The sequence below is a fragment of the Enterococcus sp. DIV0970a genome, from assembly GCF_051711265.1.
Classification (GTDB): Bacteria; Bacillota; Bacilli; order Lactobacillales; family Enterococcaceae; genus Enterococcus_D; species Enterococcus_D casseliflavus.
The window spans coordinates 589,312-614,808 of the sequence record NZ_JBIOMF010000001.1 but is presented as its reverse complement, the minus strand read 5'-3'; the positions used below and the strand labels follow the sequence as shown (position 1 = coordinate 614,808).

Below are 25,497 nucleotides of genomic sequence, written 5' to 3'. Positions count from 1 at the left end.
CTTTCCATGAAAAAAGCCAGTCAGTTTTTCACTGCTGGCTTTCGTATTATACTAAGTCGCGGTTATTGAAGTAGAAGTTTTCGATCCGTTTGAAGGCACCTGGTTCTACTCGTTCCAACGCTGTGCCGATTTCATCTAGCGCATCTTGATAGCGATATTCTTTACTGAACAAGTAAAGTGATTTGTCGATCGCTGCCTTGATATCTGGATGAGAATGACGATAGCGGTTGGCATATTGCATCATTTGCTCAGTCAATGCCGCAGCATCCACTAAGTCTTTTGTTTGTTCATCTAAAAGATCAAGATCTTCTTCACAGACAGAAACCAATTTATTGATTTCTTGCATGTTAATGCGAATCTTGTTCAATTCTTTGCCTAATTCTTCGACACGATCCGTTGCCACGAAGAAGAATTCTAAATACTCGCCTGGCAAACCAGGTAAGCGTTGTTTCTCAACAAACCGTTTCAAGTTGCGTAGACGGAATTCGAAGCTTTCCACTTTTTCTTGTGCAACTTTTTCGCCACGACGTAATTCCGCAAGAGAATCATCGATTTCAACTTGCTGGCTTTCCACATCATCCAAAATCTTGTAGGCATCTTTGTAGAAGCTTTGCACTTCTGAATAAGGAATCTCATGTTTTTCCAATTTCGGTAAGTACTCGTTGTTGCGGCGAGCCAATTCGTCCACTTCGGTTTGGAAGCCGCGAACGCGACCCAATTCATTATGATTCAAAGTATAGCTTTGCGCCGTATGATCCAACTCGATCAACAACTGACGGTTGTTCTTCGTTGCGTGGTCAATGTAGTCTTCGATGATCTGACGATTTTTCATGACATATTTCTTGGCATTGATCTCACGTTCCATCACCGTATACAAGGCATCGATATCACTTGCAGTATCACGGCTTGCCACTTCAACGGAAGCGACTTCTGTTTTCGCTAGATCGTTCATGGAGTTTTCAACCCGTTTTTTCACACGGTTGATTTCTTCTTGGAAGTTTGCTTCTGGGAACACATATTTTTGTTCTAATAATTTTTTATAACCTTCTTGGATTTCTTTCAACTGATCAGGGAAGGTACGATTTAATTCTTCGTACGCCGCTGGGATCCGTTTCATTAGGTCTTCCACTTCATAGGTGTGTTTTTCCGCTTGGTCTAACACTTCCCGTGCTTCCACAGGATCGCCTGAAGTATTTAAGGTAACAAATTGGGTGAACTCAATTTCAATGTTTTTGATTTGTTTTTGCAGCTCATTGTAAGCAGGACCGAATTCTTCGCCTTGATCCCGCAGCTTCTTCTTCAAGTCTTCGTAAACGTCCAGCGCTTTTTGGACTTCCAGTGAATTTCGTTCTTCACTTTCTCGTAATTCTTTCAGGCCTGCGCGAATCTCTTCCACTTGGCGTTCCATCTCGTCCATGGTCGCTTCGGCTTGGACGATCGCCCCTTTTGCTTTAAAAAAGCGGATGCGTTCGTTCAGCTCTTCCACTTCAAAGATTTGACTTTCAAGTTGAGCAAAAGATTTTGTGGAGATATCTGTCCATTGTTGGTTCCACTCACGGAAGGTGTTTTGACTTTGACCAACCAAGTGCATTCTTTTTACTTCATCGACTTCTTCGATCACCGGCAAGTCAAACAGATTTTCTTTGCGTTTTTCCAAGTCATTCAGCTTTTCTTGGTTTTTCTTCCGCATGAAAAAGCCAATTGCATACAAGACCGCCGCAATTATGATGATGGCAATGACAATTCCAAAGATGATATTAGTTCCCATTTTGTGGTTCCTCCAATTTTCAAATATACATGTTTCGTCTAAAACCTGCTGATCAGCAGATTGATTGATAAGTTCGTTGAGTATAAAAAGGACAGATAGTCCCTTTATAAAAAAGCATCTACGCTAGATTATAGCATAAAGAAAAAAATCAAGCATTAGATTGAGGCAAAAAAGATCGACTTTTTTCGCATCGAATAAAATAAATCACGGCTTTTCCAGCGATAATGAAAACAAATCGTGAAATTTACATCAACAAGTGACTTTTTTTCTGATTTTTCCGATTTTTTTCAAGAAACCGCTTGATTTCTCCCTATTGAAACTGTACTCTAGTAAAAAGCTTGAACAGGAGTAATGTCAAATGAAAGTAGCAAAATTCGGAGGCAGTTCCCTTGCCTCAGCCGAACAAGTCGAAAAAGTTGTTGCGATAATTGAAAGTGATCCTAAAAGACGGTTTGTTGTTGTTTCAGCGCCTGGTAAGCGTTCCAGCGACGATCAGAAAGTCACCGATCTGTTACTAGCTGTCTGTACCCGTCTGTGTGCCCAAGAAGAAATCACTGATTTAATAGAAGAAATCTATGCCCGCTATACAGCGATCGCCGCCCCCTTTGGTATCGAACAAGTCCATTTAGATCGCATCTGGCAATCATTGGCGGCTTTTCAAACACTGCCTACCCAAGACAATCCGCATCTTTATGATACAGTCTTGGCAAGCGGCGAAGACAACAACGCCAAATTGATCGCAGGGATTTTACAAAGCCGTGGGTTAGCTGCTCGCTACATGAATCCGCAAGAACTTGGGCTGCTGGTGACGGATGAACCTCAAAACGCCCGTATCTTGAACAAGTCGTACGCCAAGATTGCACAATGGCGCGACAGTCCTGAAATCTTAGTGATTCCTGGCTTCTTTGGCTACACAGAAGCGGGCAAGATCTGTACCTTCTCTCGAGGAGGATCAGATATTTCTGGTGCCATCGTGGCGGCTGGACTGCAAGTAGAATTGTACGAAAACTTTACCGATGTCGATGGGATTTTTTCTGCTCATCCAGGCTATGTTCATCATCCAGAGTCCATCAAAGAAGTGACCTACCGAGAAATGCGAGAGCTGTCTTATGCAGGCTTTACTGTGTTGCACGATGAGGCGTTGATGCCTTCATACCATGCGAAAATTCCCGTGGTGATCAAAAACACCAATAATCCAAGTCATCCTGGTACCTTGATCACCAACCAGAGAGACAATTTGGATCAGCCCGTGATCGGCGTTGCCAGTGACGAAGGCTTTTGTATGATCTATATCCGCAAATACTTGATGAACCGCGAAGTTGGGTTCACGTTACGGGTCTTAGAGATTTTCCGTGAATTTGATTTAAATTATGAACACATGCCTTCAGGAATCGATGATATCTCGATCATTATGCGCTCCAACCAGTTGAATCCAGTATTGGAAGAAGAACTGCTGCGCAAGATCGCCTACGAGATCGATCCCGATGAACTGCGAATGACCCACGATCTATCCATGGTCGTCGTCGTTGGTGAAGGAATGCGTCAACGAGTCGGGATCACTGCCGACAGTACCGCTGCCCTTGCGCGGAAAAATATCAACTTAGAGATGATCAACCAAGGGTCCTCTGAGGTCAGCATCATGTTCGGTATCCACAAAGAACAAGAAAAAGCCGCTGTCAGAACCCTTTACTACACTTTCTTTGATTAAACCAAACGTGCCAGTTGCACCACTCCTTTTGCTGATAAGCAATCGGAACGGGCAACTGGCACGTTTGGTTTTTATTCTGACGATTCTTGGGCTTGTTTTTGTGCCAATTGGCGGTTGATTTCTGCCTTGATTCGCGGTTCAGGAGCAAACCGTTCTTCCCAATCGCTCGGCTTCATGACTTTGTGGGTCTCAGGATCATAATGAGGCTGCCCATCTGGAAAAAGTTTCCCCATGTTGGCGTCATGAACGATAGCCAGAATCGGCGCTGGATCGACCCCTAACAGTGAAAAAGAGCCATAGGTAAAATACAGTAGATCACAAAGCGCATCGACTTGTTCTACTAGAGAATCACTGACAGGCTGTTGTTTGGCAGCCAGCTTGGCTTGGGCTTGATCGATCGCTTGATGCAAATGCTCCAGACCTGCTTGAAAGGTCTCTTCGTCATTGTTGCTGGCAGCATAAAGGAACTCAACTAATTCTTCAATTTTAAAACCAGCACGAAACTGGGCTTTTTCCGCTGAAAAAGCTTGTGGATATGGCGGTCGCGTTGGATCAAAGGTTTTATGAAACTCTTCCGTCATTTCAAATGGACTCATTTTGCTCGCTTCTTTCTGCTTTTTCTCATGGTTCTGTTTTATGGTTCTGCGCTGTCTTCTACGTTGCTTCATAGATTGGCTACTTGCTTATTTTTTTATTCCCTGGCTTGGGCATCCTCGGCAATAATGCCAAAATGGATTAAGGCTTTCTTGATGCCGTCATGATCGTTGGTATCCGTCACAAAGTCAGCACTGGCTTTAGTGATGGGCTGGGCATTGCCCATCGCAACGCCGATCCCCACGCCTTCTAACATTTCCACATCATTAAAATGATCCCCAAATGCCATCGCTTCTTCCATCGCGATCCCTTCATAGGCCAAAAACTCTTTGATGCCTTTGATTTTCGAACCGTTTTTCGGCACGATGTCAACAGAATAGGCATTGGATCGCTTAAAATCACATTGCGGCAGCTTGGACCGTAATTTTTCGCGCTCTGATTCAGGGCTCAGCATAATGCACTGATAGATGGGCTCTCGTAAAATGTCCAACGATTCATAGCGCTTGGCGTTGCGATTGGGACTAAAACGCTGCAAGACTTTCTTTAAAAAACCGACGGGAAATTTTTTGGGCACATAGCGTAAGTAGCGCTGCATGACGGGTGATTGGCTTAAGCGGATCGTTAAGCTGCCAGCCACTTGGGTTTCTCCGCCAAACATGACTTGGCGGTAATTTTCATCTGCGTATTCTACGATCGCTTCCAGTGTTTGTTTTGGAAAAGGTTTGGCATAAATCAAGTTTTCCTTCGTGTAGACATATTGGCCGTTATAGGTGATAAACATGTCTAACGACAAGTAATCAATCACCTTCTCTAAATCAACCGGACCACGTCCGGTGGCAATGCCGCAGAGGACGCCATTGGCTTGGGCTTGTTTGATGGCTTCACGGGTACTGGCAAGCGCCTTGCCGTTGCTGGCAATCAGCGTGCCATCAATATCAAAAAAGATTGCTTTTATCATATGACTCCTCAAAATAATTTCAACTGATTAGGATTTAATGCTTCGTAATCGATCTGCAGCGCATCGATCAATGCGCGAGCATTGTCAGCGGCATCACGACCGGCATTATTATTGAAGACCACTGCGACTTCTTTGGCATTGGCTTCGATGGCTTGGACTGCGTGTTTTAACTCCGTTAGTTCGGCTTGGTCATAACGATACAAGGTCCGCAGATTTTTGGCATCTGGTCCCGTCGCTGTCCAGCCGCTGTCGTTGCGTCCGTGAAAACGGCACAGGACAAACTCTGGATTGGTCACGGTTGGATCAAGGGGAATGGTGGTCGATAGCTTTTTTGGCTGATCAACAACTACTAAGGAAAACTGCTTTCGCTTCATATAATCGATCATTCCCGGATACAGTTTCGGCTGATACCAGCTGCTGTCTCTCAGCTCGATCGCCACTGGATAGCCCGCAAACCATTCTCGCACTTGGTCTAAATAGGCAACATTTTCTTTCGTACATTTAAAGCTGTTGGGAAACTGCGCCAATAGGCAAAAGAGTTTGCCTGCTTCTACCATTGGCGCGATCGCTTCTTTATAAAGCTGCAGTGCTTCGGTCATGGTCAACTGATCTGGCAAATCCCCTTGGGTGGTCACACTTTGATGGACTTTCAACACAAAGCGGAAATTTTCGGGAATCTGGGTCAACCAGTTGCGCACGTCTTTTTCTTTTGGCAAAAAATGATAGGTGGTATCCAGCTCAACTAACGGAAAATAACGGGCATACTCAAATAATTTCGAGTTTTTTCTTTGCACGAGACTGCCATGTTCACTAAATGTGGTACAACCAATTCGAATCATTTTTTCCCATCGCTCCTTGTTTTCTTATTTTAATAGTATACAATAGTTTTGAGTTAAGAGTAAATAAATCATTGCAGGTGATGAAAAAATGAAACGAATTCTCGTGTTGCACACTGGCGGCACCATCGCCATGAAAGAAGACACCCTGACAGGCGGCGTCAGCCCTGATGTCAGCAATCCGTTGATGGATGCACCGATCCACATTGACGACGATGTTGAATTGATCGTCGAAGACATTTTTAATATTCCCAGTCCTCATATGACCCCAAAAGAAATGCTGCAGTTGAAAGAACGTATCCAGCTGGCGCATTTAAGCGGTGTCGATGGGGTCGTGATCACTCACGGAACCGATACGCTGGAAGAAACAGCCTTCTTTTTAGATACCACAATCGGCGGTCAGTTACCGATCGTGGTGACTGGCGCCATGCGCTCAAGTAATGAAATCGGCAGTGACGGACTTTATAACTTTGAAAGTGCGATTCGGGTGGCGAAATCACCTGATGCCTTAGGAAAAGGCGTCTTAGTCGTGATGAACGATGAGATCCATTCCGCACGTTATGTTACGAAGACCCACACCACCAATATTGCGACATTCCGCACCCCGACATTAGGTCCGATCGGCTTAGTCACAAAGCACCGTATCTTGTTCATGCAAGAGCTGTTAAATAACCGCCATTTGGATGTTGATCGTGTCGATGGTCTGTTTCCGATCGTCAAAGCCTATGCGGGAATGACTGGGGAATTGTTCGATGCTTTAGCCGACTCGCTGATCGATGGACTAGTGATCGAAGCTTTAGGCGCTGGCAATCTGCCGCCGCAAACCATAGAGCCTTTGAAAAAACTGATCGCTAGAAACATTCCAGTCGTCTTAGTTTCTCGCTGCTTCAACGGAGTTGCCGAGCCGGTCTATGACTACTTAGGCGGCGGGATCGAATTGCAGGCTCTTGGGGTGATTTTCTGCAATAGCATCAATAGCCAAAAAGCCCGCATCAAATTGCTAATAGCAAAAAACCGTGGGTTGACCATGGATGAACTGCCTGATTTCATGGAGAATTAACCAAACAAAAACCCTTTTGCCATTCCGCTAACGGAGGCAAAAGGGTTGTTTTATTTTTCTCGCCAAGTAAAGATGGCTTCGCAGTAAGTATCCTCACCGATCTTGATCTCGTGGATCGTTTGCAGCGGCACAGCCTCGCCGGCTTCATCGACTGTCTTCTCATTGATTTGAAAATGGCTTTCGATCAAATGGCCGTAAGCCACTTCCCGATCAAAACGGATCGTCACTTGTGTCACTTCATGTTTTGTTAAAAACTCATAGCCTAAGACGTCCATCAGCCAATTGAAATACATGGCATTGTTGACATGCTGATTGCTATCAATATCGTAGAAACGCACCCGATACGGCAAAAATTGTCCTTGCGTGATAGGGGTGATCTTCGGGTAGCGTTTGATTCGCTTGATTTTTTCACTGCCAAAAGGCGCCACGATCTCATCTGGTACACTGCTGACTTTGCGCGTCTTCGGATCCATCAACGCAAAAACCGCCTCGATTTTGACCAGTTCCGTTCCGTCTTCTGCCAATAACCAGAAGTAACGGTAGCAGAAAAATTTATTGTATTCTCTCGCCTGGGTCGCCACTTGAATCTGCTCCCCTACGCGCGGCAAACGAGTCACCGTTATGTGATAGCTGGTAATGATCCAGGTCAAGCCATAACTAGCGATGACTTCTGGTCCGCGGTTTAACGCCGCACTTTGTTCCTCTGATGTCTTGATGGCGATGCCTAGCATGGCTGGAAACGTCATCGTTTGGTTGACATCACATTCATAATACGCCACTTCATGCGTGGTTTGATACTTTGCTGCCATAGTTCTAATTGCCTCCTAAAAACGACTCAATATTTCATCGACACTTGGTCCATAGCTTTCGCCAAACTGATTCAAATGGACCAATAAATAATACAATTGATACACTGGCAGTCGCTCTTGCCAATCCTCATCTAATGGATAGACTTCTTGATAGCCTTCCAAAAATTCCTGACGAAAACCACCGAAGAGCTGGGACATCGCAATATCCATTTCTCGATCCCCATAAGCGACTGCTGGATCAAGAAACACTGGTTCTCCTTGCTGATCGAACAGCACATTCCCCCGCCCAAAATCACCGTGTAATAAAGCAGGTGTGACGCTGCGATCACGCCAATTTTCATGCAAAAATTCTTTCAAACGCAGATAAGCAGCTTCCCGTTTGGCATGCCAGCGGTTACCCAGCTTCGCTAATTCGACTTGCACATCCAAACGGCAGACTGTGTAAAAATCAAGCCAATCGCTGGTTTTCGGATTGACTTGCGGCAAAAAGCCGATGTAATTGTCTTCGTAAAACCCAAAAGACTCCTGCGTCTGCTGATGAAGCCGAGCCAAGCTTTGACCTAAGCGTCGCTGCTGTCCTTCCCCACCATCGATCCATTCCATCAATAAAAATGCCCTCTCTTCAGTCTGACCGAGATGTTCGATTTTTGGCACCCGCACGAAAGGGGCTAATTCAGCTAAGCCGTTGATCTCTGCTTGAAAGAACACCGATGAAACATGAGAATGAGTTTTTAAAAAATAGCGATTTTCTGCTGTAGTGAAACGATACGTTTGATTGACATCCCCACCACTGATGGGCGTCAGCGAGCCGGTCATCCCGATTGCTGCGAACAATGCTTCCTCCATACGGATCTCCCTTTCTTTACTCAGTCAGTTGGGCATTCAAATACGCTTGCTCTTCTTTCGTCACCCCTAGTCCCTGCAGGAGATACTGATCAACCGAACCGAAGTGCTGATCGATCGCAGCCAAGCTTTCATCAAGAAAACTCTCTTTGGCACTCATCAAAACCGTGATCGCCGTTAACAGCTCTTGCGGCAAATGCTGGGTCATTGGGGCAAATTTTTCTTTTAGCATTGGGGCTAAATAGCGATTGGTTGCTAAATAATCTTCTTTGATCGTCGTTGGTGCCACCGCCAACACATGGAGCAATAAAAAGGCGCCAAAGCCTGTGCGATCTTTGCCAGCGGTACAGTGGAACAAGGTTGCACCTTCGCCTTCCGCATTAGCGATCACATGATCAAAGAACTGCCGATATTGTTGGCGGGCATAGTCGCTTTCAACAAAGTGACGGTAGACTTTTTTCATCTGCTCTTCGGCATCTTCCCCATCTTCCAAGCGCTGCTTCAAGCTTTCTGGCGACAAGGAAACCATCGTTTCGTCTTCTTTAAAAATAGGTAAAAAAAGCTGCTTTGCTGTGGCGATCGGTCGATCAGGTTGTGCATTGGCTTCAGCGATGGAGCGAAAATCAATGACCTGATTGACCCCATAGTTTGCCAGTACTGCTTGATCTGAAGCAGTCAATTCATTGATCGCCGCACTGCGGATCAATTTTTTTCGTTTGATCGTCGTGCCGTTTGTCGTTTGATAGCCGCCAAGTTCTCTGACGTTTGCTGCTCGTTCTAGTTGAATCAATTGTGTCATTGCTTATCCCTCCCGCGATGTTCTAGTTAAAAGTATAGCAGAAACTTCGCTATTAAGGGCACTGAAACCTAGATTTTTCTATGAGCTGAGCTTTAACGGACAAAAAAAAGAAAGACCACACGCAGTCTTTCTTTGCTTTCGCTTGTTACAAAATGTTTCTATTCGGCTTCGATCACGGCGGCAGAATCATCTAAGATCGAACGATCCAGTTCGTTGATACGACTGCTGGTCACCATTCCCGCAACCATACTGTCGCTGACATTAACGAGTGTCCGTGCCATATCGATCAATGGTTCAACAGAAATAACTAAGCCTACGATGGCGATCGGCAAGTTCATTGAGCCTAAGACGATCAATGAAGCAAAGGTTGCCCCACCGCCGACACCAGCAACGCCGAAAGAGCTGATCGTAACTACTGCAACTAGCAGCAGGATAAACTGCCAATCAAAGACATTGATCCCAACCGTTGGTGCAACGATTGTTGCCAACATCGCTGGATATACACCCGCACAGCCGTTTTGACCAATCGATAACCCAAAGCTGCCTGCAAAGTTAGCCGTGGCTTCATCAACACCTAACGCTTTGGTTTGGGTTTCGATGTTCAATGGCAAGGCACCCGCACTTGAACGAGAAGTAAAGGCAAAGCTCAAGACTGGAAAAGCCTTTTTGAAATACGTTACTGGATTGACCCGAACAGCGATTAGCAATAATGAATGAACAAGTAAGACCAAAATCAAAGCCGCATAAGAGGCGATGATAAATTTGCCTAAGTTCAAGATGGCTTCAAAATCACTTGAAGCTAATACATTAGTCATCAATGCCAAAACGCCATAAGGTGTCAGGCGCAAAACTAACGTGACGATACGCATCACGATTTTATATAAGCTGTCCATCAAATTCGCAAAAGTTTCCGCTTCTTTCGGTGATTTACGTTTGACACCAAGAAAGGCGATCCCCACAAAGGCTGAGAAAATCACGACCCCGATCGTACTTGTCGAACGAGTACCCGCAAAATCGGCGAAGACATTGCTTGGGATGAAGGAAACGATTTGTTGTGGGATCGATAGGTCTTGGACTTGTGTCGAACGTTCCGCTAATTCTGCGATCCGCGCTGTTTCCGTTGCCCCTTCGGTAAAGCTGGCACCGTCAAGACCAAAGACCATGACCATCACAATTCCGATCAAGGCAGCGATCGCCGTTGTCCCTAGCAAAGTCGCAAGAACCGTAAAACTGATCTTCTTGATTTTTTCGCTTTCTTTCATCTTGGTGAAAGCGCCAACGATCGAAACGAAGATCAAGGGCATGATCAGCATTTGCAAGAGAGCTACATAGCCGCTACCGACCATCGTGATCCAGTCAAGAGCTTGCGTGACAACGTCAGAGCCTGTCCCAAAAATCAGCTGCAGCACGCCACCAAAAACGATCCCGACGAACAACGCCGCAAAGACCCGCGTAGAAAACTTCACGTGACGTTTTTGCAATAAGTAGAACCCATAAATAAGGGCAGCAAAAAGTAGAACAACAATAATAGTTAACAGATTTGTCATTTGAATCCTCCTTTTGTTCAATAAACATGACAAAGTCTGTCAGAGGAAGTAAAGGTTCCCAGTGACCATTCTTCAACAGTTCACTCTAATGAGACGTGTGGCATCATTAGTGACTATTCCATTTTAAAGAAGTTTGCTTCATCTTACAATAAATAAGTTCCCACTTTTCTAGGATGGTACCGCTTTTTTGTCAGAAAATAAAAAAAGAACCGTTACCGCAACCCCACACTGTTAGGATTTCTACTTTCCTAACGGTTGGATTGCGGCAACTGGTTCGTTATTTTTTCATTTCATTTTTTTGAAAAGTTTCAGAGAATATTCAAGAGGTCAATAGAAATTGCTGACTTACGCCAATGCCCCCATTGGGTCCCAAGGTGCTAAGACTGTTGGTTCTGCTTCAAAGGCAGCCAATTGTTCTGCTGTCAGGAACTCTTTGCGAACCACGATTTGATAGGTGTATTCATCCATCCACGCATCGCTCATAACGAAGAAGCCATTCGTTCCGACTTTTTCACCCCAGCTGTTTTCGACTTTCCATTTGGTTGATTCGCCGTCGATCAAGTCAACGCCAGTCAAGACCATCGCGTGGGTCATTAAGCTTTCGCCAAAATCTAAGCGTTCTGCTTTGGTCATCGTAAAGTCGATGTCAAATAGGTCGTTGATATCATACGCATCTAATGCCATGATCCCAGTATCTCTGGTAGAAGATTGACCGACATCACAACCGAACCACACGGACTCCCCTTGTTCCAATTGAGCGATCGCTAATTTTTTGAAGGTCGGCATATCGACGTTCAAGTATTTGACTTCTTTGCCGCCAACCACGTTGCCTAGCATTTCTACGGTATACGATTGATTGTAAGGCTTGTCGGTAGTTGGTGCGTTGATGATGCTGACATAATCGTCAAGGTCCACCCCGACATATTTTTCATAAAAGCTTTGCGGTGTTAAGTTGCGATCAATGTGATAGTTTTTGTCTTCATCACGGTATTCAAAATCAAAGGTTTCTGGCGGTGTGCCTAAAGAAGTCGCTAAGAAACGATAAATGTCTTCCAACATCGCTTCTTTGGCTGTTTGGATGTCTTCAGCTGTTTTGCCTTCAGCCACTAGCTGACGCAAAGCAACCGCATCTTTACGCAGTTTTTTGTTCAAGTAATTGTTTAGGTCACGAGAATTGGAAGAGTTGCTGCTTTCTGGCATGACCGTTTTTGGTACGACACCATATTTTTGGAAAATCGAAACGATCATGTCCCATTGCCCACCATCTTGTTGTGGTGTTTGCAATAAGAAAGCAACTTTGCGACTTGTTAAAGGCTCGTTGGCAGTTGCTAAAATATTTTCGTAGAAATAGTTGGCTTTTTCGTATTTGTCCCAAAAGAAGGTATGGTTTTGCGACAATTCAAATTCTTTTAAATTGAAATCATTCAGCATCTTATGACGGAATGTATTCAATGCGGCAAACATCCAGCAGCGGCCTGATTGTTTTTGGTTTGAGACTTTCCCGGTTGTCACATCAACTGAAAAAACTGGCACATTGTTGACTTTTGCTGACACGTTTTCCGCAGAAGCGGTGATCCCATTTTTCACAACACTCCGTTGCAGTGCCGTTTGTTTATTATTGTCTTGATACGCTTGCGCAAAGGCAGCGGTGGTCTTTTTTGAAATTTCTGACATATTTCTTCATCCTTTCACTTTCCGTTCCTTCCATTTTACGCCTCTGCCTCTCAAATAACAACCGCTCCTAGAAAAATGAAAGGATCATCTTTCTAAGAGCGGTTGCTCGTATCAAGGATTTAAAGAGTTAGCATCAAAAGCAAAAAGCCAAGTAAAACAAAGGATAGTCCTCGTTCAAATCGTGCATAAAGGAAGCGGATCGGACGACTAGCTAGCAAGATCGTCAGTAAAACACTGGCTAACACCAACGTCACAAAGCCTAATACCGACAGGTTCAAGTCGGTGATGGCTAATGCCCGCAAGCCCTTGATGAAGATCCCCTGTAAAAGATAGACCAGCAGGGTGTTTTTGCCCCACTTCGTAAAAGAGAGGTGCTCTCTAGGCACGAGGCTCAGAAAGCCGATGATCCCCATCAGCCCGATCACGAAAAAGACCGCACGCAATGGACCGCCGAACAACGGATAGCTCAAGTAATCGTCATAAGGCTTGGAACCAAAAACCATGTACTTGTTCATCCCATGAAAAAACGCGATAAAGGTGTAGATGATCGGTAAGAAAAGCAAACTGATAGTCCGAATCTTTGGTTTCAATAAAAAGCGCATCTCATTTTTGGGAAAATAAAACCCGATGATGAAAAACGGCAAAAAGACAAAGGTCCGCTGCAAGGTCAACACTTGATTTAAAAATGGCACGTAGCCAGCGAAGATACTCAAGCCGATACTCAGCAAGATCGCCTGCTTTTTGGACATTTTTCGAAAGACCAGCAAGGAGAGCTGCCAAAAGAACATGCTAAGCAAAAACCAAAGTGCCCATTGCGGATTCAACAGTTGGATTTTTAACGACTCCCGTAGACCGATCAACCAGTAATAGACGGTGTAAAACACCTGAAAGAAGACATAAGGCAGCAAGAACTTTTTCATCAGCTCACGTAGCTTGTGTCCCTTCGTCAACGGTTTGGCAAAGTACCCAGCCAGAAAAACAAAAGCTGGCATATGGAAAGTGAAGATAAAATAATATAGGTCATGATAAAACTTCTGATCGCCGATAAAAGGCTGTAGTAAGTGACTGAAGACGACCAAGATCATCAGTAAAAATTTTGCATTATCAAAGTAAGCCGTTCTTTGCGATTGGCTCATAAAAAGTTCCTCCTCTAAGTTGTATCTGTCAAAGGATACCTGATCCATGAAACAGAACTGTAACAAGCTATTTACTTTTTCCTAACGATTCTTGTTCATTTGATTACCAGTTGCTATTTTATATACTTTGTATTAATATATATAATACAAAGGAGCTGTCTTCGATGATATTTGATATTCAAACTCAAAGCAACCAACCGATCTACCAGCAGTTGCGGGAACAGATCATTGTCGGTATCGCAAAAGGCGATTTATCCGCTGGCGAATTGCTACCATCCGTCCGTCAATTAGCCGAAGAGATCGGCATCAATACCATGACGATCTCAAAAGCCTACAATTCCCTCAAAGAAGAAGGCTTGTTAGTCACGGATCGCCGTAAAGGAACCGCCGTTGCCGCACCACCACCGTTTACTTCTGGACAAGAAGCGGAGTATCGCCAAAACTTGCAGCTGCAGCTAGCAACCGCTCTCTTACACGGCAAAAGCAAGCAAGCGCTTTTAACGGATGTTCAACAACTGCTGGACCAATTTCCTGAAAGGAATGAATGCAAATGACCTATCTTTTTTTCATTATTGCTCTTGTCCTCTGTGGGACGACCGCATTTGGTTTACGCTTGATCAGTAAACCCCACAAAAATGTTTTACTCGAAAATACCCTTGCCCCTGAGCATCTGGATGATCCTAGCGTCCACAGCTTGATCACAGAATTTCGCAAGCGTATCTTACAAATCGTTGGTACATTTAGTGTAGCAAGTCTCCTTTTTTTGTTCAATTTATCTGACTCCATCATCCTTACCCTGTTCTGGCTTTATATGGCCGCTTTGCTTGGGACAGCTTACCTGGTGCAAGTGCATTACATTGGAAAAATGCGGCAATTGATCCTTGCCAAAGGATGGGAACTACCTATCGATCCGATTCGGATCGATACAAAACTCGTTCAAGCCAAAAATAAACGGATGCTGCCGTGGTATAGCCTCGTTCCTGCGGGGATTTTGTTGATGATCAGTTTGTACCAAGCATGGCAGTTGCCTGATCTTTCTACAGGATACTTGATGGGCGGCGTCTCCTTAGCAACTTTTGCGCTGTTCGTCTATCTCTGGGTGATCATCAGCCACTTACCCGTTCGCGGGATCAGCGGTGATTCAGCTATCGACCAGCACATCAATGATTTAACAAAGCGCTATTGGTCCTTATTGATCGCTGTCACTTGTACCATTACGCTACTCTTGTTGACTGTCCCGCTGGCATCCATGTCCGCTACTGGAGCATTCAGTACTATCCTCTTAGTGCTCTTTGTTGTTTTGGTTGTTTTCTTGATCGTCTTTACCTTCTTCTTGTTGCTAGATCTGCGTAAAAAACAAGATCAGCTCTTAGAACCAGCAGGACAACCGCGCTATTATGGTGAAGATGCTTACTGGCGATATGGTTGTTACATCAATCCTAATGATGCGCGACTGTTCGTTCCTGACCGTGTCGGGATGAATATCGGCATCAATCTAGGCAAACGTAGCGGACAAATCGTCTCAGGTATCACCGCTGTCTTCTTACTTGTATTAATGGTCGGTACCATCATTCCGATGTATCGCTTAGATTTCGCTCCTGATGCGATTACCGGTGAAGTGCAAGGACAAGAAGTCACCTTCGATGCACCAATGACTGGGAAAACAACGGTCTCTTTGGCAGATATAGAGACGGTGGAATTGATCGAAGCTTTGCCATCGCCTCGTGTTCGTACCATGGGTGTAGGAACCGCCAGTTACCAAATCGGTAAATTTACCGTTGCTGGTGATCCTGCCAGAATGTTCGTGGACATAAACTCGACACCTATTTTAAAAGTCACCACCAAAGATGGGCCAACCGTTTTTTACACAAATAAAAAAGCCGCCGAAACGACGGATTTATACGAGGAACTAATACAAAAGATTTCCTCAGCGAAGTGAGTGTTCTGGAGAAAAAACTGGGGAACCCATTATCCCCAGGCTATCCACAACCAAAAAAACGACCTTCCGAAACGAAGGTCGTTTTTGATACTCCGGCAGTAGGACTCGAACCTACGACATCATGATTAACAGTCATGCGCTACTACCAACTGAGCTATGCCGGAAGAATCTATCTGTACTATACCAAATAGTCAGATAATTTAGCAAGAGCAAAAATCAATTTTTTGTTCCTTTTTTTCAAGAAAATCCCCTTTTAGAAACTTCCCTTCCCGCAAAGTGTTTTTCTCAAGAAATATCCGAAAATCTCATTGACAAAGCAGCACCTTTACGGTATTCTATATCTTGTGTTAAATAACACGCCGCTTTAGCTCAGTTGGTAGAGCGCATCCATGGTAAGGATGAGGTCGACGGTTCAAGCCCGTCAAGTGGCTTTGGTAGGACAACGTTTCTAGGACGTTGTCTTTTTTTGTGCATCTAATTCCCAAAGTATAGCGATAATTTCTGAACTTAATCATTCGTACGCCCCTAATTTCCTGCGATATACAAAAGAAATAAGATCGTAAAACCCAATAGTAGGACCGATACAACTGCTTTCACTATCCTCGCTGCATCTTTAAATTTAAACAAGAGCGTATATAGATTAATAAAGTAAATGATCGACAGGGCTGCTTCTTGCGAATATTCTTTCACTTGGATCAAGCCTAGCCATATAATCAGCAAAAGAATCGAAAAAACAACCAAATAGTTTTCTGCAACACGCTTCATTTCATTCTCCTTTTTTATTGTTTACAATTGATATAACAAGATTTATTCCAACATCCTCTCAATGTCCCTCATTATTTAAACAAGAATCTGAAATACAAGGTTTAATTCCGCAAGTCAAACTTGAACAATTACCACGGGGTGAAGGTTCAATTCAATTTAACCAATTCATTTCAAATGCCTTCTTTCTATTTAATTATGAAAAGTATAATAGTAGGCAGAAAAATAATTACTATAAAAATAACAAACATGATCATTAAAATTTTAAAAATCTTTTTCATCATTTATTTCTCCTTTCCAACAATATTCGATTGTATTCTGCTGCATCCTGTAAAGTCGATAAATTATCAGCCCCTCTCTCCAATACTTTTCCTACAGCCTTTGCTTATTAAAAGTGTAACAAACTATCTCTTCTAATAGTCAATTTTCAATAATTTAAATAAATATCTTTTTATAAAACGAACAAAACGGATTTTTCAATTGGTGCTCACAGCTCCATTTTAGACACATCTTTTTTGCAACAAAAAACCCGCTCTCCTAAAGCTAAGAGAGCGAGTTTTTCAACTACAGTGAATTTTTTTAAAGGATACGCTTTATGCTGACTTAAAAAATAACATACTGTTTCCGTTTGATTCAACTTCTTACTTCACGACCAACACCGTACATTTCGAATGATTGACGACATAATCGGTAGTTGAGCCTACGACAGCTCGGGTCAATGTGCCTTTACCAGTTGCACCGATAATGATCAAATCAATCGGGTACAATTCTGTTGCTGCATGAATGATAAAGCGTTTTGGATCGCCGACTTCAACGATTACCTCAACATCTTCTACCCCATGCTGATTGGCATCATAGATTTTTTTCAACATGTCCGTTTCCACACGCAATTTTTCTTGGTCAAAAATTTTTGCAAAAGCATAGGCACTTGTGGATAACTCAGCATTGTTGATAACAGAGAGGACATACAATTTGGCTTTGTTCATACGACAAATCGCGAGTGCTTCTTGGAACGCTTTTTCTGACTGATCCGACCCATCCAAGGCAACAAGTACATTTTGACAATTACGTAACATCCAAATCGCCTCCTTTTCTTTATTTTACCACAAAAAATGGAAGCGTTACAAAAAAGGACAAGGTCTACTCTTAAGAGACCTAAAACTTCCTTTAAGATTTGTGAAGTTCCTTACTTGTCTCTGTGATTATGCAGTAAAATAAAGAGAAGAATGATTCGAGGTGAAAGAAATGCGCTCTTTTTTCCAGGCTGCGGTCACTGTGCTCTTGTACTTAGGGCTTTTCTTGCTGATAATCGGTATTATCGCCTTTTTCTTGCTAAAACTTTAAGCTTGGTTTGTTGAAAAGCAAGTTGCTGTCACATCCCTAAGAGGAGTGATACACTTGGTTTATCAACAATTATCGAAACGAAACAGTTTGCTGCTCACTCGTTTCAAAAAGGAGATCATGCAAAATGGACTTACATATTACCCCTACTGCCGCTGCTCGCTTTCCAGAAGGACACGACTTATATATTCTGACGAGTAATGACGGATCGAACCAATTTTCTTCAGCAGCTGGATGCTGTATGATCGGCGAACGTTTTTTGATCACACCGATCGACGAACCGTTAGCCCCATATAATGAGTTAGTCTCAAGCAATCAGTTTACTTTCTTTACATCAACCTATGATCAAATGTTCTTGACTGGTCATCTGATTCTAGATGTTCACCCAACTTCAGGAACCTTGATTTTGAAAAACGAAAGCGGCTATTTGGATACCAATCTTTTATTGGAAGCCTCTCCGCAGCTGAAACAAACGAATGCGTAACAAAAGAGCTGACAAACGCCTTGTAAGGTGCTTGTTAGCTCTTTTTCTCTATAATGAATCTGGAATCAACGCTAAGAGTTCTTGTGTCTCAGCGGCTAAAGCGATCGCACCAGCATCAAGCAATTCTTCTTTTGACCCAAAACCATATAAAACGCCGATTGCCGGTAACTGGTTTTCTTTTGCCCCTAAAATATCATGCTCGCGGTCGCCGATCATGATGGCTTGCTGCGCTTTTTGCTCCTTTTCGATCTCAGTTAACGCGTAGCGGATAACGGCCGCTTTTTCCCCACGTTTATTCTCAAGATCCGCCCCATAGATTCCTTTGAAATAGCCATCATACTTGAGATGGGTCAGGATCTCTTTTGCAAAAACTTCTGGTTTCGACGTAGCGATATACAAATCGTGATCCTGCGCCAGCTCCTGCAATGTTTCTTCGATCAACGGATATGGTTGGACTTGAAACATGCCCGCTTGACGATAATTTTCCCGGTAGAAGGCAACGGCTTGCTGGGCAGCAGCTTCATCGAAGCCCAAGCCACGGAAGGATTCAACCAAAGGCGGCCCCACAAAGCTCCGCAGTACGTCTTGCGCTAATTGCTCTTTTCCCATTTTTTCCATCGCATATTGAATCGATCCATAGATTCCTTCACTCGAATCAATGATCGTTCCATCTAAATCAAAAAGTACTTTTTTTCTCACGCCATCGTCTCCTTTTCTAATAGTATAGAAAAAAACAGCAGTACAAGCAACACTTCTTCCTTTTCGTTCTGATTTCATCTAAATAAAAAAGACGCTGCCCCATCAAAGGCAACGTCTTTATTTTTGTCATTTTATGCAAAAAAAAAAGATAGCAGATGCTATCAAGCAACTCCGGCAGTAGGACTCGAACCTACGACATCATGATTAACAGTCATGCGCTACTACCAACTGAGCTATGCCGGAAAAATTGAAATGCGTGGCGACGTCCTACTCTCACAAAGGGAAACCCTTCACTACAATCGGCGCTAAGAAGCTTAACTTCTGTGTTCGGCATGGTTACAGGTGTATCCTTCTTGCTATCGCCACCACACTATTCAATTGAGTAAGTGTTGCTCACTCAAAACTGGATCGAAGAATCAAAACTCTACGAGTTTACATGTTTTTTTCTTTTTGGTTAAGTCCTCGATCGATTAGTATCAGTCCGCTCCAACCATCACTGGCCTTCCACTTCTGACCTATCTACCTGATCATCTCTCAGGGATCTTACTTTCTTAAAGAAATGGGAAATCTCATCTTGAGGTGGGCTTCACACTTAGATGCTTTCAGCGTTTATCCCTTCCCTACATAGCTACCCAGCGATGCCTCTGGCGAGACAACTGGTACACCAGCGGTAAGTCCATCCCGGTCCTCTCGTACTAAGGACAGCTCCTCTCAAATTTCCAACGCCCGCGACGGATAGGGACCGAACTGTCTCACGACGTTCTGAACCCAGCTCGCGTGCCGCTTTAATGGGCGAACAGCCCAACCCTTGGGACCGACTACAGCCCCAGGATGCGACGAGCCGACATCGAGGTGCCAAACCTCCCCGTCGATGTGGACTCTTGGGGGAGATAAGCCTGTTATCCCCAGGGTAGCTTTTATCCGTTGAGCGATGGCCCTTCCATGCGGAACCACCGGATCACTAAGCCCGACTTTCGTCCCTGCTCGAGTTGTAGCTCTCGCAGTCAAGCTCCCTTCTGCCTTTACACTCTTCGAATGATTTCCAACCATTCTGAGGGAACCTTTGGGCGCCTCCGTTACCTTTTAGGAGGCGACCGCCCCAGTCAAACTGCCCATCTGACACTGTCTCCCAGCCCGATAAGGGCTGCGGGTTAGAGTGGCCATAACGCAAGGGTAGTATCCCACCATTGCCTCCATCGAAACTGGCGTCCCGATCTCTACGGCTCCTACCTATCCTGTACATGCGGTACAGACACTCAATATCAAACTACAGTAAAGCTCCATGGGGTCTTTCCGTCCTGTCGCGGGTAACCTGCATCTTCACAGGTACTAAAATTTCACCGAGTCTCTCGTTGAGACAGTGCCCAAATCGTTACGCCTTTCGTGCGGGTCGGAACTTACCCGACAAGGAATTTCGCTACCTTAGGACCGTTATAGTTACGGCCGCCGTTTACTGGGGCTTCAATTCGTACCTTCGCTTACGCTAAGCACTCCTCTTAACCTTCCAGCACCGGGCAGGCGTCAGCCCCTATACGTCATCTTTCGATTTTGCAGAGACCTGTGTTTTTGATAAACAGTCGCTTGGGCCTATTCACTGCGGCTGCTCGTTAGAGCAGCACCCCTTCTCCCGAAGTTACGGGGTCATTTTGCCGAGTTCCTTAACGAGAGTTCTCTCGCTCACCTTAGGATTCTCTCCTCGACTACCTGTGTCGGTTTGCGGTACGGGCCGTTGTTTTCTCACTAGAAGCTTTTCTTGGCAGTGTGACATCAGAAGCTTCGGTACTGTTATTTCCCTCCTCATCACAGCTTGTCCGTATAGGTAGAAGCATTTGACTCCTACCAAGACTTACTGCTTGAACAGACATATCCATCAGTCTGCACTTCTTAGCCTCCTGCGTCCCTCCATTGCTCAAACAAAAACAACGGGTACAGGAATATCAACCTGTTGTCCATCGCCTACGCCTGTCGGCCTCGGCTTAGGTCCCGACTAACCCTGGGCGGACGAGCCTTCCCCAGGAAACCTTAGTCATTCGGTGGACAGGATTCTCACCTGTCTTTCGCTACTCATACCGGCATTCTCACTTCTAAGCGCTCCAGCAGTCCTCACGATCTGCCTTCAACGCCCTTAGAACGCTCTCCTACCAATGCACCTAATGGTGCACTCCACAGCTTCGGTAAACTATTTAGCCCCGGTACATTTTCGGCGCAGGGTCACTCGACTAGTGAGCTATTACGCACTCTTTAAATGGTGGCTGCTTCTAAGCCAACATCCTAGTTGTCTGTGCAACCCCACATCCTTTTCCACTTAATAGTTATTTGGGGACCTTAGCTGGTGGTCTGGGCTGTTTCCCTTTCGACTATGGATCTTATCACTCACAGTCTGACTCCCGGATATGAATGAATGGCATTCGGAGTTTATCTGAATTCGGTAACCCGAGATGGGCCCCTAGTCCAAACAGTGCTCTACCTCCATCATTCTCAATTCCGAGGCTAGCCCTAAAGCTATTTCGGAGAGAACCAGCTATCTCCAAGTTCGTTTGGAATTTCTCCGCTACCCACACCTCATCCCCGCACTTTTCAACGTACGTGGGTTCGGTCCTCCAGTGCGTTTTACCGCACCTTCAACCTGGACATGGGTAGATCACATGGTTTCGGGTCTACGACAACATACTCATTCGCCCTATTCAGACTCGCTTTCGCTACGGCTCCGTCTCTTCAACTTAACCTCGCATGCTATCGTAACTCGCCGGTTCATTCTACAAAAGGCACGCTATCACCCATTAACGGGCTCTAACTTGTTGTAGGCACACGGTTTCAGGATCTATTTCACTCCCCTTCCGGGGTGCTTTTCACCTTTCCCTCACGGTACTGGTTCACTATCGGTCACTAGGGAGTATTTAGCCTTGGGAGATGGTCCTCCCGGATTCCGACGGAATTCCTCGTGTTCCGCCGTACTCAGGATCCTCCTAGGTGTTATCCAAATTTCGCCTACGGGGTTTTTACCCTCTTTGACATACTTTTCCAAGTATTTCGACTATCTGAATAGACTACCATATCGGAGTCCTACAACCCCAACAAGCAAGCTTGTTGGTTTGGGCTTTTCCCGTTTCGCTCGCCGCTACTCAGGGAATCGAATTTTCTTTCTCTTCCTGCAGGTACTTAGATGTTTCAGTTCTCTGCGTCTACCTCGACTGCGCTATGTATTCACGCAGACGTAACATCCTATAAAAGATGCTGGGTTCCCCCATTCGGAAATCTCTGGATCATAGCTTACTTACAGCTCCCCAAAGCATATCGGTGTTAGTCCCGTCCTTCATCGGCTCCTAGTGCCAAGGCATCCACCGTGCGCCCTTATTCACTTAACCTTTGACCTTTCGGTCGGTTTTGAGTACTTCTTCTAGCGATAGAAGGTTGCTCAAGAAAATAAGCGTTGAACTTATTAAAAAACTCTTTTAACATTTCAACTCGGTGTGTGTTACTTGTTTTGATTATTTCTTCGATATCCAGTTTTCAATGAACAAATTTTGTTTGAGAGTAAACCTCTCAAAACTGAACAAAGGCAAACGATGTGTAGTCTTCCGAAATATTCCTTAGAAAGGAGGTGATCCAGCCGCACCTTCCGATACGGCTACCTTGTTACGACTTCACCCCAATCATCTATCCCACCTTAGGCGGCTGGCTCCAAAAAGGTTACCTCACCGACTTCGGGTGTTACAAACTCTCGTGGTGTGACGGGCGGTGTGTACAAGGCCCGGGAACGTATTCACCGCGGCGTGCTGATCCGCGATTACTAGCGATTCCGGCTTCATGTAGGCGAGTTGCAGCCTACAATCCGAACTGAGAGAAGCTTTAAGAGATTAGCTTAGCCTCGCGACTTCGCAACTCGTTGTACTTCCCATTGTAGCACGTGTGTAGCCCAGGTCATAAGGGGCATGATGATTTGACGTCATCCCCACCTTCCTCCGGTTTGTCACCGGCAGTCTCGCTAGAGTGCCCAACTAAATGATGGCAACTAACAATAAGGGTTGCGCTCGTTGCGGGACTTAACCCAACATCTCACGACACGAGCTGACGACAACCATGCACCACCTGTCACTTTGCCCCCGAAGGGGAAGCTCTATCTCTAGAGTGGTCAAAGGATGTCAAGACCTGGTAAGGTTCTTCGCGTTGCTTCGAATTAAACCACATGCTCCACCGCTTGTGCGGGCCCCCGTCAATTCCTTTGAGTTTCAACCTTGCGGTCGTACTCCCCAGGCGGAGTGCTTAATGCGTTTGCTGCAGCACTGAAGGGCGGAAACCCTCCAACACTTAGCACTCATCGTTTACGGCGTGGACTACCAGGGTATCTAATCCTGTTCGCTCCCCACGCTTTCGAGCCTCAGCGTCAGTTACAGACCAGAGAGCCGCCTTCGCCACTGGTGTTCCTCCATATATCTACGCATTTCACCGCTACACATGGAATTCCACTCTCCTCTTCTGCACTCAAGTCTCCCAGTTTCCAATGACCCTCCCCGGTTGAGCCGGGGGCTTTCACATCAGACTTAAGAAACCGCCTGCGCTCGCTTTACGCCCAATAAATCCGGACAACGCTTGCCACCTACGTATTACCGCGGCTGCTGGCACGTAGTTAGCCGTGGCTTTCTGGTTAGATACCGTCAAGGGATGAACATTTTACTCTCATCCTTGTTCTTCTCTAACAACAGAGTTTTACGATCCGAAAACCTTCTTCACTCACGCGGCGTTGCTCGGTCAGACTTTCGTCCATTGCCGAAGATTCCCTACTGCTGCCTCCCGTAGGAGTCTGGGCCGTGTCTCAGTCCCAGTGTGGCCGATCACCCTCTCAGGTCGGCTATGCATCGTTGCCTTGGTGAGCCGTTACCTCACCAACTAGCTAATGCACCGCGGGTCCATCCATCAGTGACGCAAAAGCGCCTTTCAACTTTCTTCCATGCGGAAAATAGTGTTATACGGTATTAGCACCTGTTTCCAAGTGTTATCCCCTTCTGATGGGCAGGTTACCCACGTGTTACTCACCCGTTCGCCACTCTTTTTCTTTCGGTGGAGCAAGCTCCGGTGAAAGAAAAAGCGTTCGACTTGCATGTATTAGGCACGCCGCCAGCGTTCGTCCTGAGCCAGGATCAAACTCTCATAATGATTTGTTTGAATGACCATACGGTCATTAAGCTCATAAAAATTAACTTTGCTAGCTATTGCTTGCATGTATTTGTTTCAATAAATTGAAACGTCCTACACATTGGTTCGTTTGCTTGCTTTGTTCAGTTTTCAAAGGTCTACCGTGCTGCGTTAGCAACTTTTATATCATATCAGAGCGACGTTTGATTGTCAACTCTTTTTTAAAAGTTTTTTTCGCTCGTTGTTTTTCAACTTCGTAGCGGCTGTCTCAGCGACTTAATTAGAATAACAAATGATTTGTTATTTGTCAACAACTTTTTTCAATTAATTTTGTTGATGTATCAACATTGATTAACTGTTTTATTATTGCGACTTAGTTATAATATCATCTGTTGCATTTTTGGTCAAGTCTTTTTTTTGAAGTTTTTTCAACTGTTGTTTTGACCCGCTGGCTCAATTGCCAACGTTGACTAATTTACCATTCTTCTTGACTCAGGTCAAGGAAATATTTCATTTTATTTACAAAAAGTTTTCAATAAAAAAAGACCGTCGTAACGGTCTTCAGTTTTTTCGCTAATATTCAGGTGCTAAAAGAACGGAACGCCTTCAATCTCGTAGTCTTCAATGATCTTACGAAAGATATTAGGCTCTTCCCACGCATACCCTTCTGGCAGCTGTTGCGTTTGTCCTGCTTCTTGTGTTTCAAAAACAAATAAAGGAATGTTTTGCGTATCAATATTGCCATTTGTGAGTTCAACGAGTTCGATCGCTGTCACATCAAGGTGGATACGGTCTTTAAACAATTGTAAGATCGTAGCCAAGCCGGTTTTATCTTCAGAAAAATCCGTTGACGCTAATTCCGCAGTGCCTTCGTGTATTTGCATCAAAAATCGTTTCGAACCATTTGCTAAGTGCATCATAACTGTACCCGCTACTTTTTTGGATCCCAAAATACCCACCTCAGTTATTCATCTGTTTGTAAACTAATTTTAGCACATTTTCAGAAAATATGCACGATTATCTGCTGCTGTTTTCTTTTTCTAACATTTCTTTGGCCTCTTTCACCCACACTGGTAAAGCTTCTCCAATCGTACGAAAACCGATCCGCTTATTCTTATTTGTAAAGTAGCGTTTACGCTTAAAGGGTGGCTGAACAAAACTCGTTTCCAATGTACGGCGGGACAAACTGATCTTTTGGCTGTATTCGTCAATATCAATGATTTGTACACGGATCTTTTGCCCGATCTGTAAGACTTCATGGATATTTTTGGTAAACCCAGATTGGATCTCTGAAACATGGATCAATCCTTGTGTTTCCTTATCTAACGAAACAAATGCACCATAGGGTTGAATCCCAGTGACTGTTCCTTCTATAATGTTCCCGATTTGATAATTCATAGTCTTTCC

The 25,497-nt window shown here is 44.6% G+C and carries 20 protein-coding genes, 3 tRNA genes and 3 rRNA genes; 6 read left to right on the top strand and 20 right to left on the bottom strand.

Features of this window, described 5'->3' with window-relative positions; all coding sequences use genetic code 11:
- Positions 1–46 precede the first annotated feature (46 nt).
- Positions 47–1,768, bottom strand: coding sequence for a septation ring formation regulator EzrA (gene ezrA / locus IGK14_RS02890; protein ID WP_010747454.1), 1,722 nt, complete (start codon positions 1,766–1,768; stop codon positions 47–49).
- A 358-nt stretch (positions 1,769–2,126) separates the two neighbouring features.
- On the opposite strand from ezrA, the gene IGK14_RS02885 reads away from it, so the two are divergent.
- Complete coding sequence (locus IGK14_RS02885; RefSeq protein ID WP_010747453.1) at positions 2,127–3,476, top strand: aspartate kinase; 1,350 nt, start codon at positions 2,127–2,129, stop codon at positions 3,474–3,476.
- A 71-nt stretch (positions 3,477–3,547) separates the two neighbouring features.
- Here IGK14_RS02885 and IGK14_RS02880 read toward each other — a convergent pair whose 3' ends face one another.
- The 3 genes from IGK14_RS02880 to IGK14_RS02870 form a co-directional block, all read right to left on the bottom strand.
- Entirely contained in the window at positions 3,548–4,072 is a 525-nt protein-coding gene (locus IGK14_RS02880) for a haloacid dehalogenase (protein ID WP_034695349.1), read from the bottom strand.
- A 95-nt stretch (positions 4,073–4,167) separates the two neighbouring features.
- Positions 4,168–5,028: a Cof-type HAD-IIB family hydrolase gene (locus tag IGK14_RS02875; RefSeq protein WP_005225142.1), complete on the bottom strand. Its 861-nt coding sequence runs from the start codon at positions 5,026–5,028 to the stop codon at positions 4,168–4,170.
- 8 nt (positions 5,029–5,036) lie between these two features.
- Entirely contained in the window at positions 5,037–5,867 is an 831-nt protein-coding gene (locus tag IGK14_RS02870) for a DUF72 domain-containing protein (RefSeq protein WP_010747451.1), read from the bottom strand.
- Between the two features lie 88 nt (positions 5,868–5,955).
- Between IGK14_RS02870 and IGK14_RS02865 the strand changes: the two genes are divergently transcribed.
- Positions 5,956–6,924 (top strand): asparaginase, encoded by a 969-nt coding sequence (locus IGK14_RS02865; RefSeq protein WP_005225140.1) that lies wholly within the window; start codon positions 5,956–5,958, stop codon positions 6,922–6,924.
- Positions 6,925–6,974: 50 nt separating this feature from the next.
- On the opposite strand, the gene IGK14_RS02860 is transcribed toward IGK14_RS02865, so the two are convergent.
- The 6 genes from IGK14_RS02860 to IGK14_RS02835 form a co-directional block, all read right to left on the bottom strand.
- A complete protein-coding gene (locus IGK14_RS02860) occupies positions 6,975–7,733 on the bottom strand; it encodes an acyl-ACP thioesterase domain-containing protein (RefSeq protein WP_010747450.1) in 759 nt (252 codons plus the stop codon).
- A gap of 15 nt (positions 7,734–7,748) precedes the next feature.
- On the bottom strand, positions 7,749–8,579 hold the full coding sequence (locus IGK14_RS02855) for a fructosamine kinase family protein (protein WP_010747449.1): 831 nt from the start codon (positions 8,577–8,579) through the stop codon (positions 7,749–7,751).
- 16 nt (positions 8,580–8,595) lie between these two features.
- Positions 8,596–9,375, bottom strand: coding sequence for a tyrosine-protein phosphatase (locus tag IGK14_RS02850; protein ID WP_010747448.1), 780 nt, complete (start codon positions 9,373–9,375; stop codon positions 8,596–8,598).
- 158 nt (positions 9,376–9,533) lie between these two features.
- Positions 9,534–10,922 (bottom strand): L-cystine transporter, encoded by a 1,389-nt coding sequence (locus IGK14_RS02845; RefSeq protein WP_010747447.1) that lies wholly within the window; start codon positions 10,920–10,922, stop codon positions 9,534–9,536.
- A 345-nt stretch (positions 10,923–11,267) separates the two neighbouring features.
- Positions 11,268–12,596, bottom strand: a complete 1,329-nt coding sequence (locus tag IGK14_RS02840) for an aminopeptidase C (RefSeq protein WP_201691367.1) — start codon at positions 12,594–12,596, stop codon at positions 11,268–11,270.
- Between the two features lie 119 nt (positions 12,597–12,715).
- A complete protein-coding gene (locus IGK14_RS02835; RefSeq protein ID WP_010747446.1) occupies positions 12,716–13,732 on the bottom strand; it encodes an acyltransferase family protein in 1,017 nt (338 codons plus the stop codon).
- Positions 13,733–13,896: 164 nt separating this feature from the next.
- Between IGK14_RS02835 and IGK14_RS02830 the strand changes: the two genes are divergently transcribed.
- Both IGK14_RS02830 and IGK14_RS02825 read left to right on the top strand, forming a co-directional pair.
- Positions 13,897–14,286, top strand: coding sequence for a GntR family transcriptional regulator (locus IGK14_RS02830; RefSeq protein ID WP_005225133.1), 390 nt, complete (start codon positions 13,897–13,899; stop codon positions 14,284–14,286).
- A complete protein-coding gene (locus IGK14_RS02825) occupies positions 14,283–15,671 on the top strand; it encodes a hypothetical protein (protein WP_010747445.1) in 1,389 nt (462 codons plus the stop codon). Before IGK14_RS02830 ends, IGK14_RS02825 begins: the two co-directional genes overlap by 4 nt.
- A gap of 90 nt (positions 15,672–15,761) precedes the next feature.
- Here the strand turns inward: IGK14_RS02825 and IGK14_RS02820 are convergent.
- Positions 15,762–15,835, bottom strand: a tRNA-Asn gene (locus IGK14_RS02820).
- 194 nt (positions 15,836–16,029) lie between these two features.
- Between IGK14_RS02820 and IGK14_RS02815 the strand changes: the two genes are divergently transcribed.
- Positions 16,030–16,102 (top strand) — tRNA-Thr (locus IGK14_RS02815).
- A gap of 94 nt (positions 16,103–16,196) precedes the next feature.
- Here IGK14_RS02815 and IGK14_RS02810 read toward each other — a convergent pair.
- Both IGK14_RS02810 and IGK14_RS02805 read right to left on the bottom strand, forming a co-directional pair.
- A complete protein-coding gene (locus tag IGK14_RS02810; protein WP_010747444.1) occupies positions 16,197–16,436 on the bottom strand; it encodes a hypothetical protein in 240 nt (79 codons plus the stop codon).
- A gap of 638 nt (positions 16,437–17,074) precedes the next feature.
- Complete coding sequence (locus IGK14_RS02805) at positions 17,075–17,509, bottom strand: universal stress protein (protein ID WP_005225130.1); 435 nt, start codon at positions 17,507–17,509, stop codon at positions 17,075–17,077.
- Positions 17,510–17,901: 392 nt separating this feature from the next.
- Between IGK14_RS02805 and IGK14_RS02800 the strand changes: the two genes are divergently transcribed.
- A complete protein-coding gene (locus IGK14_RS02800; RefSeq protein WP_010747443.1) occupies positions 17,902–18,258 on the top strand; it encodes an iron-sulfur cluster biosynthesis family protein in 357 nt (118 codons plus the stop codon).
- A gap of 48 nt (positions 18,259–18,306) precedes the next feature.
- Here IGK14_RS02800 and IGK14_RS02795 read toward each other — a convergent pair whose 3' ends face one another.
- The 7 genes from IGK14_RS02795 to IGK14_RS02765 form a co-directional block, all read right to left on the bottom strand.
- Entirely contained in the window at positions 18,307–18,957 is a 651-nt protein-coding gene (locus IGK14_RS02795) for an HAD hydrolase-like protein (protein ID WP_010747442.1), read from the bottom strand.
- A gap of 169 nt (positions 18,958–19,126) precedes the next feature.
- Positions 19,127–19,200: transfer RNA gene (locus tag IGK14_RS02790), tRNA-Asn, on the bottom strand.
- A gap of 11 nt (positions 19,201–19,211) precedes the next feature.
- A 5S ribosomal RNA gene (gene rrf / locus IGK14_RS02785) occupies positions 19,212–19,327 on the bottom strand.
- Positions 19,328–19,407: 80 nt separating this feature from the next.
- Positions 19,408–22,322, bottom strand: a 23S ribosomal RNA gene (locus tag IGK14_RS02780).
- 229 nt (positions 22,323–22,551) lie between these two features.
- A 16S ribosomal RNA gene (locus tag IGK14_RS02775) occupies positions 22,552–24,111 on the bottom strand.
- Together the 16S, 23S and 5S rRNA genes with 1 tRNA gene alongside form the textbook arrangement of a ribosomal RNA operon.
- 566 nt (positions 24,112–24,677) lie before the next feature.
- Positions 24,678–25,040, bottom strand: coding sequence for a hypothetical protein (locus IGK14_RS02770; protein ID WP_005227664.1), 363 nt, complete (start codon positions 25,038–25,040; stop codon positions 24,678–24,680).
- A gap of 67 nt (positions 25,041–25,107) precedes the next feature.
- Entirely contained in the window at positions 25,108–25,488 is a 381-nt protein-coding gene (locus tag IGK14_RS02765) for a CvfD/Ygs/GSP13 family RNA-binding post-transcriptional regulator (RefSeq protein ID WP_005227662.1), read from the bottom strand.
- Positions 25,489–25,497: the final 9 nt, after the last annotated feature.